Genomic DNA, 13,741 nt, shown 5'->3' on the forward strand with positions numbered 1-13,741 from the left:
AAAAAATAAAACATTTAGTTTCAAGTTGTAGTTTAGTCGTCCTATTATCGCTACTAACCGGTTGTGATAACACCGATTATAAAACACGAATCCAGAAAGAAAATGACGACATTAATCCCAATGGTAATAGAGCTATCTGTTTAGCCGTGGGTGAAATTTATAAAGATATGTATCCCTATACCATACATTATCTGGAAGGTGAGATAAACCCGAAAGATCGGTGGGATAAAATTAGACAGAATAATAGACTTAATTTAAAACTCTCCCTATATGCCAAAGAGGGATTATTTACTGAAGAGCTAGTGGGTTATGATGGTGATAAACCGCTATATCGTTATGATTTAACCGATGAAGGTCGCAAATATCTAGATAAAGATTGGTGGGGTGGGACTAACTTTTGTTTTGGCAAAGTGGTGGTAGAAAAAATATTGGAAATTGATCATCAATTGAAAAATATGCCAATGGTACATTTTAGTTACCATATGGAAAATGTGCCCAACTGGATAAAAAATCCGGAGATTTATCGCTTATACAAAAGTCATGGTTCAGTACAATCTATGGGGGAAGGTAAACGCCTTCTGACAGGTCTCCACTATTATTCTAAAAAAAGTGATGGAACTTTACGATTACGCAAGAGCGTAAGTGGTTTTTATATTTTATAACTTTCTTATCATTATTAGGTTACTTGTTTGAAACATGAATTACACGGCATGCTTTTTACTCAAAATTGAAACAGATAGCCAAGGCAATAAAGCGCTCCCTTATCTGCTTTCTTATCAATATAAGGTGGTCAGTTGGTTTGATGAGCTAGTCGATAATGTAAAATAAAGCAATCAAAAAAACAGGTAATTTGTAACCACCCCCTAAAATAGCACAACAAAAAAGTAGAAAATTCTCTATGATAAAAGAAAAGGGGATTTAATTATGAAAAAAATGACTGAACACCAAATTGTATCGATATTAAAAGAAGCAGAAGCAGGTATTCCGGTTAAAGAACTGTGCCGTAAATATGGCATGGGCAACTCGACTTTTTATAAATAGCGAGAAAAATATGGCGGAATGGAAAGCTCAGATATCAAACGTTTAAAAGAGCTTGATGCAGAAAATCGCAAGCTTAAGCAGATGTTTGCCGAACTGAGCTTAAAATCCCAGCTTCAGGAAGAAATCATAAAAAAGCTGTAATGCCCACGCAAGAACGTAAAACGTGGGTGGAAAAGCGACAAGCAACACATGCAATTACAATTGCAATGAGTTGCGCAATAATGGGACTAAGTCGCAGTGCTTATTATTATCAACCTAAGTTACCGGATGACTCGATGATTATTGCGATATTGAGCGATATCGCAGAAAGACATTTACGTTGGGGTTTTCCTAAATGTTTTCATCGCATTAGAAAGCTCGGTTATCAATGGAATCGTAAACGGGTTTACCGGGTGTATTGTGAGTTAAAACTTAACTTAAGAGTTAAACGTAAACAGCGTATTCCACTGTTGCGCCGATGTGTTTTAAAATAGGAAAAATTTGTGGCGATCCGTAATAGATAATAAACAGTAAAACAACGGACGGAATACCACGAAACAGTGAAATAAACAGAGCAAAAATCGAATCGATAATGATGATTTTTGGGTTACGTAATAGTGCGATAGCTAGCCCAAATGCAGTGGCAAACAGAATCGATACGATGGCAATAAATAGTGTGACAGGCAAATACGGCAATATCTGCGGAAACACACTAAAAAAGTAGTCTATATTAAAGTTCATGAGGTAATGTCTTCGCCAAAATATTTAATTGAAAGGTTTTTTAATGTGCCATTCGCTTTTAGCTTTTCGAGAGCCTGATTGAATTTTTCACGCAGTGCTCGACCTTTTTCATCCTTGCTAAATGGAAAAGCGACTTGCTCGATAGTAATTGGTTCGCCAATTAGTTTGAACGGTAAGTTTTTACGTTTGATTTCTGCTAGTAAAATGGGCTTTGAATTGATATAGCCGTCAACCCGTTGATATTCGGTGTCATACATGGCACCATCTTGAGTTTCGTAAGTTTTGATAGTGATGTCGTTATTAGGGAAAGCTTTTTTTAAATTATTTATGTGATTCGATCCTAAAACACCAGCAATAGTTTTACCTTTAAAATCAGACAATGTATTGATATTATTATCTTTGTGGGTAACAATTTGGCTACCGTAAAAGCTATAAGTGTTGGAAAAATCATATTTGGCTTGACGAAAAGGGGTGACAGCGACTGCATTGGCAATGGTATCTAAACGTCCTGAATCAAATTGCCCCATTAAACCGCCAAATTCTGCAATGACCCATTCGACTTTATAACCTAATTCTTTCGCAATTGCTTCGGTAATTTCTACATCAAATCCAACTAAATTACCATTTTGCTTGTAGCCATTTGGGTAACTTTGCCCAGTAGAGCCTACTTTAATAGTAGGTTGTTCAGTAGTTTTGCTGTTGGATTGATTATCACAGCCAATTAAGGTTAGGCTAGTTAATAAAAGAACCGATAGTAAAGTTCTTATCTTTTTCATTGTGTATTACTCCTTTTTTTCCATTCGGAATAGCTTTTGTCATTTAAGATTTTTTCAAAATAGAGGGTTATATGATCTGGCGTTAAATTTGCGTATCCTATTTTTTTATAACCTTTATTAATATAAGTTTGAGCAAGCCATGGATGATTTGCTGCAGTTCCTAAGGTAACAGCGGGTAATTTTAGTTGATTAATCAAAACCTGTTGTTCAACAAAATCCCATAGCGTATTACCATAACCGTTTCCTTTATACTCAGGATCGGTGGCAAACCAGCCTAGATGTGGTAGTCCGTAAGGACCAGAATTATTGTCCCATGGAAAGCGGATGCTTAATGTTGATAATAGTTTGCTATTTTTTTCAAATAGGTAGACGGCATTCGATTCAATGTGTTTAATAATTTGTGCTTGTGTGGCTGTTGCTGCTGTAACGTGAATGTCCAATTGCGTGTTAGTTTGATAAGCACTATGCAATAGTTTTTGATAAGCAAGAATATCATCATATGTCATTAAGCGAAAACTCATGCTAATACTCCGCTATGTTCAGCATAGTTAATCACTTGTTCTACTTTTTCAGGAGCGGAACCTAGATAGTTAATTGGATCTAACCAAGTATCAAGTTCCGGTTTGGTAAATTCTTTGTTTAAATAAGGATCGTCTAATAAAATGTCTTTAAATGAACGATTTTGTTCAAACGCTTTCATGGCACTTTGGTAAACTAAATTGTGGGCTGTTTGTTTACCTAATCGTTTGCCGATTTCGAACATTACTTTTTCTGACAATAATAAGCCATTTTGTAGTAATAAATTGGTCAACATTCGGTCAGTATTGACTTTTAATCCTTTAAGTACGGCAAGTGCTGTTTGTAATTGTGCTGAAATGTAAAGGTTAATTTCGGGGGAGTGCAATCCATTCGGCTCGCCAACTCATGGCATCACGTTCATGTTCAACTTTCATCGATTCATGAATTAAAGCGACACTTTTTAATAACGGTGCAGTTAAGCTTGCTAACCCTTCTAATGCGGCTAGATTTCGTTTGTGAGGCATAGTGGTTGAACCGATTTTTCCGTCAGAAAAGGGCTCTTCAACTTCGTTAATTTCGGTGCGCATCAAGTTGTAAAATTCATTGCCAATTTTACCTAATGTGCCACTAATTAAGGCGATGACTGATGCGTATTCTGAAAAACGATCACGAGCTGCTTGCCAACCAATATTTGGAGTATTTAATCTCAATATTGTTAAAGCACGGGCTTCAACCTGAGGTCCTAACTTACCCATTGATACATAAGTACAGATTGCACCACTGATATTTCCAACCAATACCCGTTGTTTTATTTCACTTAATCGTTGTAGATGGCGAATAAATTCATCCAACCAAACAGCCAGTTTAAAACCAAAGGTTGTCGGTAGTGCTTGCATGCCGTGAGTTTGTCCGGCCATAGGTAAGTATTGGTATTTTTTGCTAATTTTTTGAGCTCAAGCGCAACAAGCTTAGTGCCTCGTTCAATAATAGAAAATGATTGTTTTATTTGTAAAACAGTTGCAGTATCTACAATATCTTGCGTGGTTGCGCCGTAATGAATATATTGACCCGCTTCACCCACTTGCTTTTGTAAAGCATTAATTGTTGACATTAACGAATGCTTTGCAACGGCTGCTTCTTGCGCAATTTTCTCTAAAGATAACTTAGTCGCATTAGCTTTTTTGACTATCGTATTAGCCACTTGGGTCGGAATGACTCCAAATTCACCTTCGGCTTTGGCTAATGCAACTTCAACAGCAACTTGTTGCTCAAGTCGATTCTGTTCTGACCATATTGACCGCATTTCAGGAGTGCCAAAGTTATTTCCTAAAACTAAAAAATCCAAAACATGTGATGCCACAAAACAATCCTTAATCAATTTTTATTTATTGATTAATTATTGATAATAATTGCGTTATCGTCTAATAATCAGTTTTCCTATTGATATAACTAAATGGCATAAAAAAACCAATAAGCCTGTGGTTTATTGGTTAGTTTGGGATGATCAATTTGATATTTATTTTTTATAGCACTTTAACAATTGACTCGCAAAGTCTAGACATATTATCTAATGTCATACCTGCAACATTAATCCGTCCTGAGTTAACAATATAGATACCATAGTCGTTGCGTAATTTGAGTACTTGTTCTTCATTTAGCCCGCTAAATGAAAACATACCATTTTGTTTAACAATAAAGCTAAAATCTTGACTAGCCCCTTTATCTTGTAAGGTTTTAACAAATAGTTGGCGCATACGGTGAATGCGTTGGCGCATATTGGTTAACTCATTAATCCATTCTTCTTTTAGTTCTTCATTATTTAAAATGTGAGAAACGATTTTAGCACCATGGGCAGGAGGATTAGAATAGTTAGCCCGAATGATCGTTTTTACTTGGCTAAAGGCTCGATCGGCAATTTCACTATTGGCTGCAATTAAAGTAAATGCGCCAACACGTTCGTTATAAAGACCAAAGTTTTTGGAATAGGAACTGGCAATGAGTAATTCAGGTTGATTTTGAGCAAAGAGTCTTAAGCCGTAGACGTCTTCTTCTATACCTTGTCCAAAACCTTGATAAGCAAGGTCAAATAATGGTAGCCAACCATTTTTTAAGGCTAGATCCGAGATAGCTTGCCACTGCTCAGGTGTTAGATCAATACCTGTTGGGTTGTGACAGCAACCATGAAAAAGTACCGCCTCACCTACTGCAATTTTACTTAAATCTTGCATCAGTCCATCAAAGTCTAAGCTATGGGTTTGTGCATCATAATAACGGTATTCTCGCACTTCAAGACCGGCAGTTTGGAAGACACTTCGATGATTTGGCCATGAAGGATTACTGACCCAAATACGTTTTGCTTTGGTTCGGCGAGCCAAAAAATCGGCAGTGATTCGTAAAGCACCCGTGCCTCCTGGTGCTTGTGCCGTTCTGGCTCGTTCATTTTCGTTACCAAATAATAAGATTTGTGTGGCGATATTAAATTCTTTGATTCCGTCAATGGATAAATAACTTTTTGTGGTTTCGTTATTTAATAAAAATTGTTCAGCTTTTTTTACGCTTTCTAAAATAGGTGTTTTGGTCGTTTCATCTTTATACACGCCCACACTAAGATTGATTTTATTGGTACGGTCGTCTTTGTTGTAAAGATCGGCTAGTCCTAAAATGGGATCGGCTAGAGCTGCTGTTAAATATTCAAACATAATTCACCTATCTGATCTAATGGCTTTTAGCTCATTATATACACATTATTTTGTAAGTTACAATTTTGATAATAACAATCTATTAAAAAGTTATTTAAATAAATTAATCTTATTTTTTAGCATGCTATTTTTTAATAATTTGCAACAAGTTGCTGTAAAAATTGTGGTAAATCATCTGCTAATACTGTTAACTCTCCAGTAATAAGATCTTCTTTTACCACTTCACCTGTTAGGTTATTTAAGCTAATGATTTCGGTACTTTCATCAGTCGAGGCAATAAATACCGTTGGTGTACGCCGTAACTTTTTTTGTTGTGATAGATGAGCAATTAAATTTTGTTCTAAATTTGAAAAATCATCATCATTCCAAGGCTGAATTAAAACTAAATTGATGTTGTTAAACTTAGCTGTCATATTGCCTGCATATTGTGTGCCATAAAAAACATGGCTACTTGGGTGTAGCGTAATGCCTACAAGTTGCTCAACGATAGTTAAGGATCTTGGTGGTGTTAATAAAAAAGGTTGCCAATATACAGTTAATTGTTCCGTTTTTAGAATGCAAGATGAAGGTATGGCGTGCAGTTCTTCACTTTGTGGTGCATCGTCAAATTGGTCGACCCAACGCGAAGTAAAATCAATTAGGGCAGTTTTATCTCGGATATCCATAAGGTGATTTTGTCTCTTATTGCTTTTATTAATAGTTATTATACTAATTAAGATAAAAGGTGCACCAGTTTATTAAAATCTTATTTTTGATTAAATCGATAAATAACAAACCCAAAATTGTAAAGATGTTTAAGGTTTGTAAGGCATTTTAATATAAATTAACTGAATAATAATATAAAAAAAATATTAATTAAAAGCTTATGTGTAAACAATAAGAAGTAACTTGCTAACTGGATGTAAAATAGTGCGCTTAATTTACTTGCTATCCTTTGCTGAAACGTTAATAATAAGCAGGGATTTTTTTATCCTTGTAATGCAGCAATGGCGTTAGACATTACAATTTATCAGAAAATAAAATAGCGTAAGTAGAGTCATTATCATTAAATAATATGTTTATTTTAAACAATTATATGAAGTTTTAGTTTGTCAACTAAAGTCGGTAAGTAAGCTGAAGTTTACAAATTAATTATAACAATAATATCAATTAATTATATAATTAATGATGGTTTAAAAATCGTACAAAGGTTTTGAGTGTCATGATGATCTAAAACTTTGTATAGATATTGTATAAACAATACAGGATTCACATAAAATAATAACAAAAATAACATAAATAAAATAATGAATGCTGTATTGAACTTAATTAAGTTTCGTTATTTATCATTGTTAAAATATTCATTTATTATTAATAATAAGATTCTGCCTATAGTTAATTAAGATTAATGAAGAGTGTAGAATAATGAAAAGAATGCTAATCAATGCAACCCAGCAAGAAGAACTGCGTGTTGCGCTTGTTGATGGCCAACGCTTGTATGATTTAGATATTGAAAGCCTTGGGCATGAGCAAAAAAAAGCCAATATTTATAAAGGTAAAATTACTAAAATCAATCCAAGCCTAGAGGCTGCTTTTGTTTCTTATGGTGGCGAGCGTGATGGATTTTTGCCACTAAAAGAGATTGCAGAAAGTTATTTTCCACCTAATATTTCAGGTCGTCGTAGTATTAAACATCTACAAGAAGGCCAAGAAGTCCTTGTTCAAATTGAAAAAGAAATCCGTGGAAAAAAAGGTGCAGCCTTAACCACCTATATTAGTTTAGCCGGTAGCTATTTGGTGTTGATGCCAAATGATCCTCGTGCTGGAGGTGTTTCGCGTCGTATAGAAGGTGAGGAAAGAGTCGATCTTAAACGAATTATTGATGCAATTGAAAAACCCAAAGGTATGGGCGTTATAGCTCGAACTGCTGGTGTTGGTAAAAGCCAAGAAGAGTTGCAACAAGATTTAGATGCATTAGTTAACTATTGGACAGCAATTTTAAATGAAGCTAAAAAACATCCTGCTCCAAGTTTAATTCATAAAGAAAGCGATATTATTACCCGTGCGTTCCGTGATTATTTGCGTGATGATGTGGGGGATATTTTAATTGATAATCCAAAAGTACTTGAAATTGCTAAAAAACGTTTAGCTGATTTAGGACGTGTTGAGTATGTTAGTCGTCTTAAGCTTTATGAGAGCGACGTGCCTTTATTTAATCATTTCCAAATTGAAGGACAGATTGAATCGGCATTCCAACGAGAAGTTCGTTTACCATCTGGCGGTTCAATTGTTATTGATACCACTGAAGCACTTACAGCAATTGATATCAACTCGGCTAAGTCGATTCGTGGTAGCGATATTGAAGAGACAGCCTTCAATACCAATCTTGAAGCCGCTGAAGAAATTGCACGTCAATTACGTTTGCGTGACTTAGGTGGATTGATTGTTATTGATTTTATTGATATGACACCAATTCGTAACCAACGTGAAGTTGAAAATCGCCTAAAAGAGGCAATGAAAACCGACCGTGCACGTATTCAAACTACGCGGATTTCACGCTTTGGTCTGCTTGAAATGTCTCGCCAACGTTTAAGTCCATCTTTACGCGAAGCAACGCATCATATTTGTCCTCGCTGTCAAGGAACAGGTACTGTTCGTGATAATAATTCATTATCTCTTTCTATTCTTCGATTAATTCAAGAAGAAGCGATGAAAGATAATACTGTGCAAATTGATGTTATCGTTCCAGTACCTATTGCGAGTTATTTACTTAATGAAAAACGCCGTGCTATTACCAATATTGAACGGATGCATCCTGATGTGAAAATTGTGATTGCTAGTGATGAAGAGATGGAAACGCCACTCTATAAAGTCATTCGTAAACGTGCAGGTGAAGAAACGGACGTGTTAAGTTATAATCTTCCAAAATTGATTCGTGAACTCGAAGAAGAGGAAGAAGAACAACAATCGGTTGAAGTGATTGTTGAGCAGGCAGTATTATCAGGCCCTAAAGTTGAAGCATCTGTTGCTCCAAAAGAAAAAACAGATTCAAAAACTAAAAAATCAAAAGGTTTATTTGGTGGGTTATTAGGTAAGCTAAGTAAGTTATTTATCACAGAACAAGCAGAACCAGAAGTTAAACCTAAAACAACCAAAAGACGAGATAATCAACGTACAAATAATCGACGTCAACGCAATAATCGAAACAATAGCGCTGCTCATACTACAAGTGTCGTTGCAACAATGGGTAATATTGACGAGGCTAAAGAACAAAGTAGAAATAATAATCGTAGATCTAAACAAAATAGTCACTCAAATACCAATTCTTCAAATTCAACAAGTAATGTAAAAGCAGATAGGTCTGCTGACGAAACACTACCACCGAAACAGCGTGAAATTAAACCAAGACGTCAACAACGAGCATTGGCTAAAAGTGTTCGTGTAAAAAATAACAATATAAGAGTACAAGCTCAAGAAGAAAGCGTAATTATTCCTTCTTTATTATTACCAATTATTGTTTCTAAACAGACTCAAGACAGTATTGTATCTGAAACTCAACCAAAACGTCAGCGTCGTACTTCAAGGCATTTACGAATGAATGGTCAACGTAATAAACGCCGAGTTCGTAGTGTAGAGCTAAAACAGTCACCAATGCCATTAGAGTTTGCTGCAGCATCATTAGAATTAGCATTAGGTCGTGTTGTTGTTGATTACAGTCAAATAATAAATGACGATTCCAATATTAAGATACCTGCTATTCCTTCACTTTTAGTTCCTGTTATTGTTAAAAATAAAGAGGGCGTAAATAGTCATAGCGTAAATATTGTTACCGTTGATGAAGTCTTTAATCGTTCTTTATCTGCAAATGTTCAAAAAAACCTTAAAAATAGTGAAAAAAATAGTAATGATGCCGATTTGGGAATTAATCAATTTCAATCAATAGGTTATTCTTCATCAGCAATGGCGAAAGCTCCTGCGCCAGAATATGTGGCTTCTGATATTGGCGTAAAAACACGTGAAGAGTCAGATTATTGTTTTGAAGGTAAGGGTAATGCTGGTGGTTTAAGTGCACAAGATCATGCATATGCCGCAGCAAGTAAACCGGTGATACCGGATTAATCAATAAATAAATCAAAACACGGTGATGTCTTTATGTTATCGTGTTTTGATTATTTATCATCTATCATCTTAATAAAGATAAACAATGATTATCTATATTTTTAAGAAAATAGTCACATTTTTATTTATTATCTGTGTGCTAGCTCAGATTAGCTTCTGTTTAGTTTATTTTACTCCTCATTCAATATCTAATTTTCATAATTTAAATTTTATTGATGCCTATAGTGCTTTTTTTGAGCAGTTGCTGCAAGGTCAATTTAGATTATTAACAGGAGAAACAGTCCTGTTTTTTCATACATTATTAGCGACATTTGAACTGTGCATTCTTGCTCTATTTGTTGCTTTAGTTGTTGGGTTACCTTTAGGGGTGTTTCTTGGACTAAGCAATATTAATTGGTTAAATAGTACGATTCGCTTAGGGGCTTTATTATTATATTCTTGTCCTATCGTTATGCTTGTTATTATTGTGATGTATTGGTTATCACCAACTTGGCTTGTATCAATGAATTTTGATATGTCACCGTCGGTAACGGGGACTTCTTTATTGGATATTTTTATTTCAACAAAAACATCTAAATGGCAAGCACTACTTGAACAACTACATTATTTAATTTTGCCAATTATTCTTTTAGCTATTCAGCCTAGCATTATGACTATTGAATTAATCAGTCAAAATGTAAAAAACATATCGAGACAGAATTTTATTAAAATGGCAGTTATCCGGGAACGTTCATCGTTTAAAATTTTGCGTCGGCATTTATTACCTAATTCCATTCCTGCGACTATTCCACAGCTGACATATAATACTACAACACTGTTATTCTCAACGATGGTTATTGAAATTCTATTTAACCGAGTCGGGCTTGGACAATGGGTGATGACTGCTTATCATTACCATAATTATTTTATTATTTCTATTGCCATTTTAGCTTGTGGCACTGTTATTAGTTTATTGACGTTATTAGGCGAAATTTTGGCGATTGTGATTTATCCTTTACGCCATAAGGAATATCATGTCTAGGCGAGCAAGGTTACTTAAAAGTATCAATTTATGTTTTAATCGATTGCATAGTAATTTTTACTTAATTATTGGTTTTTATGGTATGTTGGCGATTACATTTGTGGCATTGTCAACTAAGTGGTTCTTTCATGCTCATTTAGATCCGAGTTATCCTACTTTATTACCTCCTGCTTGGTGGCCTAATGGTGATATCAATCATATATTAGGGACAAATGCTAAAGGACAAGATATTTTTGGTTATTTACTCATTGGTTACCGTTCAACTATATCAATGACATTAAAAACCGTATTTTATGTGGTTGTTATTGGTGGGTTAATTAATTATTTAATGTTTTTTATTTCGTTGATACGGCCTTTTGTATTATTTATTTTTAAATTTTGTATGGTTGTGCCACCGTTACTTGGTGTGATTGTAATTAGTTTATTATTTAAAGATGATATTACCAATATGTTATTGATTATTGGGCTATCATATACACCTCGCTTTATTTACAACATTCATCAAAGCATTATCAATGAATGGAATAAAACTTATATTACAGCCTATAGGCTTGATGGTTTATCCTCATTTTCAATTTTAAATCATTATATTTTACCTAATATTTTACCTGTCTATTTGACCGAAATTGTTTCGTTATTTGCTTCAATTATTTTATCTATTACCACTACAACTTTTTTAGGTTTTGCTAACGATGTTTCTCGACCTGATTTAGGTATGATGATGTTTCAAATGAAAGATATTATTGCAACTAATTACTTAGCCTTTTTATCTCCTGGAATTGCGGTGTCTGCTACAATTATTTTTGTTTATTTGTTCAATTTTGGATTGTATGGCCGTCGAGCAGGAACTTAATTATGGCACTATTAGATATTCGAAATTTAACCATTGAGTTTATTACGCCAGATGGCCTTTTGCGCGCGATTGACCGTGTTAATTTGAAATTGTCCGAAGGCGAAATTCGAGGCTTGGTTGGTGAATCAGGATCAGGAAAAAGCCTTATTGCTAAAGCTATTTTAGGCGTAACTAACCATAACTGGAAAATTTCCGCTGATCGTTTTTATTTTGATAATATTGATTTATTAAAGTTAACACCTAAACAGCGGCGAAAAGTCATTAGTGATAATATTTCGATGATATTTCAAGAGCCACAATCTTGCTTAGATCCTTCAATGAAAATTGGCCAACAATTGATCGAGGCGATACCAAGCCGAACTTTTAAAGGGCATTGGTGGCAAAGGTTATTTTGGCGTAAAAATCGTGCTATTGAACTGTTACATCGAGTTGGCATTAAACATCATAAGGAAATATTAAAATCTTACCCATTTGAATTGACAGAAGGTGAGTGTCAAAAAGTGATGATTGCAATTGCTCTGGCTAATCAACCAAAGCTGCTTATTGCTGATGAGCCGACAAATGCGATGGAAGCAACAACTGAAGCGCAAATCTTTAGATTGTTGGCTAGCATGAATCAAAATATGGGTACGACTATTTTGCTGATTAGCCATGATCTGCAGATGGTGACAAGGTGGACTGATCGTATTAACGTGCTGTATTGCGGGCAAACAGTTGAAGTCGCTGATAGTGAAGAGCTAATTAAATCACCTTATCATCCTTATACTCAAGCTTTAATTTATGCGATTCCAGATTTTGGTAAAGCGATGCCACATAAAAGTCCGTTAAATACTTTACCAGGAGTCATTCCGTCTCTTGAACATTTACCTATTGGCTGTCGATTAGGGCCAAGATGTCCTTATGCGCAAAAAAGATGTATTCAAGCGCCTGAGTTAATACCAATAAAAGATCACTTTGTAGCCTGTCATTTTCCATTAAATACTGATGAGTAACCATAAATAATAGGAATACCCAATGAATCCAATATTAAAAGTGCGTAACTTATCTAAACAATTTAAAATTCCTAAAGGGCTTTTTGGTCATTTACGAATTAATGCGGTTAATCCTATCTCTTTTTCATTAAATGAGGGGAAAACACTGGCTATTATCGGACAAAATGGTTCAGGAAAATCGACTTTAGCTAAAATGTTAGTAGGTATGATAAAACCTAATGGCGGTGATATTTGGATTGATGGTAATAAAGTTGAGTATGGCGATTATAGTCATCGTTGCCAGTTAATTCGTATGATATTTCAGCATGTAGAAAGTTCGTTTGATCCAAGATTGCGTATTGGACAATTATTAGAAATTCCATTAAAACGCCATACTCATTATAACGTTAATGAACGTGAAAAGTTAATTAGTCGTGTATTAAAGCAAGTTGGATTATTGCCCGAACATGCTTCTTATTATCCTTCTGTGATGGCAGCAGGACAAAAACAACGTGTAGCATTGGCAAGAGCGCTGATTTTGAAACCTAAAGTGATCATTTTAGATGAAGCTTTAGCGGCGTTAGATATTTCAATGCGCTCACAAATTGTGAATTTGATGCTGTCATTACAAGCTGAACAAAACATTTCTTATGTTTATGTCACCCAAGATATTGGGATGATGAAACATATTAGTGATGAAATCTTAGTTATGCACAATGGTGATCTTGTTGAATATGGTAATACAGCTGAAGTATTGGCTTCGCCGTTAAGTGATATTACTCAAAAGTTGATAAATAGCTATTTTGGTGAGGCATTGACGGCCGATTCGTGGCGCACTGATACCAGAGCTTTTTAAGTACTTTTTGTTTCGATAATCATCGATAATATATTTAGCTATTGTTCTGATTTTATGTTAAATATCATATCTATTATTACTCAATAAAAAATCTCGACAAATCAGTGAAAACAAATTATATTTAGCTATATGGATTTCTAGACGTCTATTTTAGGTGTTTAAAATAACTTACCTTACTTAGGAGTTT

At 34.7% G+C, this 13,741-nt stretch carries 12 protein-coding genes and 3 pseudogenes; 9 read left to right on the forward strand and 6 right to left on the reverse strand.

Annotation, left to right across the window (positions count from 1 at the left end; translation table 11 throughout):
• From GQ590_RS07810 to GQ590_RS07820, 4 genes and pseudogenes are all read left to right on the forward strand, one after another.
• Positions 1 to 662: pseudogene (locus tag GQ590_RS07810) on the forward strand (hypothetical protein); the annotation flags it as partial.
• Positions 663 to 696: 34 nt separating this feature from the next.
• Positions 697 to 828 (forward strand): hypothetical protein, encoded by a 132-nt coding sequence (locus GQ590_RS12700; RefSeq protein ID WP_255471425.1) that lies wholly within the window; start codon positions 697 to 699, stop codon positions 826 to 828.
• A 105-nt stretch (positions 829 to 933) separates the two neighbouring features.
• Positions 934 to 1,182: pseudogene (locus tag GQ590_RS12905) on the forward strand (transposase).
• Positions 1,182 to 1,514, forward strand: coding sequence for an IS3 family transposase (locus tag GQ590_RS07820; RefSeq protein ID WP_160408114.1), 333 nt, complete (start codon positions 1,182 to 1,184; stop codon positions 1,512 to 1,514). The pseudogene GQ590_RS12905 and the gene GQ590_RS07820 overlap by 1 nt, the downstream one beginning before the upstream one ends.
• On the opposite strand, the gene GQ590_RS07825 is transcribed toward GQ590_RS07820, so the two are convergent.
• From GQ590_RS07825 to syd, 6 genes and pseudogenes are all read right to left on the reverse strand, one after another.
• Positions 1,465 to 1,761 carry an ABC transporter permease subunit gene (locus GQ590_RS07825; RefSeq protein ID WP_160408112.1) on the reverse strand — a complete coding sequence of 99 codons (297 nt, stop codon included), beginning with the start codon at positions 1,759 to 1,761 and terminating at the stop codon, positions 1,465 to 1,467. The genes GQ590_RS07820 and GQ590_RS07825 overlap by 50 nt on opposite strands.
• Entirely contained in the window at positions 1,758 to 2,537 is a 780-nt protein-coding gene (locus GQ590_RS07830) for an amino acid ABC transporter substrate-binding protein (protein WP_160408110.1), read from the reverse strand. Before GQ590_RS07830 ends, GQ590_RS07825 begins: the two co-directional genes overlap by 4 nt.
• Entirely contained in the window at positions 2,534 to 3,058 is a 525-nt protein-coding gene (locus GQ590_RS12265; protein WP_202112930.1) for a GNAT family N-acetyltransferase, read from the reverse strand. Before GQ590_RS12265 ends, GQ590_RS07830 begins: the two co-directional genes overlap by 4 nt.
• A pseudogene (gene purB / locus GQ590_RS12910) lies at positions 3,055 to 4,416 on the reverse strand (adenylosuccinate lyase). Before purB ends, GQ590_RS12265 begins: the two are co-directional and overlap by 4 nt.
• Positions 4,417 to 4,579: 163 nt before the next feature.
• Positions 4,580 to 5,755, reverse strand: a complete 1,176-nt coding sequence (locus GQ590_RS07840) for an amino acid aminotransferase (RefSeq protein ID WP_160408108.1) — start codon at positions 5,753 to 5,755, stop codon at positions 4,580 to 4,582.
• A 131-nt stretch (positions 5,756 to 5,886) separates the two neighbouring features.
• Positions 5,887 to 6,420, reverse strand: coding sequence for a SecY-interacting protein (gene syd / locus GQ590_RS07845; RefSeq protein WP_160408105.1), 534 nt, complete (start codon positions 6,418 to 6,420; stop codon positions 5,887 to 5,889).
• Between the two features lie 739 nt (positions 6,421 to 7,159).
• Between syd and rne the strand changes: the two genes are divergently transcribed.
• The 5 genes from rne (at position 7,160) to GQ590_RS07870 (ending at position 13,554) form a co-directional block, all read left to right on the forward strand.
• Positions 7,160 to 9,853 (forward strand): ribonuclease E, encoded by a 2,694-nt coding sequence (rne, locus tag GQ590_RS07850; protein ID WP_160408104.1) that lies wholly within the window; start codon positions 7,160 to 7,162, stop codon positions 9,851 to 9,853.
• Positions 9,854 to 9,938: 85 nt separating this feature from the next.
• Entirely contained in the window at positions 9,939 to 10,874 is a 936-nt protein-coding gene (locus GQ590_RS07855; RefSeq protein WP_160408101.1) for an ABC transporter permease subunit, read from the forward strand.
• Positions 10,867 to 11,727 carry an ABC transporter permease subunit gene (locus GQ590_RS07860; RefSeq protein ID WP_160408099.1) on the forward strand — a complete coding sequence of 287 codons (861 nt, stop codon included), beginning with the start codon at positions 10,867 to 10,869 and terminating at the stop codon, positions 11,725 to 11,727. The genes GQ590_RS07855 and GQ590_RS07860 overlap by 8 nt, the downstream gene beginning before the upstream one ends.
• 2 nt (positions 11,728 to 11,729) lie before the next feature.
• A complete protein-coding gene (locus tag GQ590_RS07865) occupies positions 11,730 to 12,719 on the forward strand; it encodes an oligopeptide/dipeptide ABC transporter ATP-binding protein (RefSeq protein WP_160408097.1) in 990 nt (329 codons plus the stop codon).
• Between the two features lie 22 nt (positions 12,720 to 12,741).
• Complete coding sequence (locus tag GQ590_RS07870) at positions 12,742 to 13,554, forward strand: ATP-binding cassette domain-containing protein (RefSeq protein WP_160408095.1); 813 nt, start codon at positions 12,742 to 12,744, stop codon at positions 13,552 to 13,554.
• The last annotated feature ends 187 nt before the right edge of the window (positions 13,555 to 13,741 follow it).

Origin of the sequence: Gilliamella sp. Lep-s35, from assembly GCF_009795845.1 — a bacterium.
In the GTDB taxonomy this organism is placed as follows: Bacteria; Pseudomonadota; Gammaproteobacteria; order Enterobacterales; family Orbaceae; genus Gilliamella.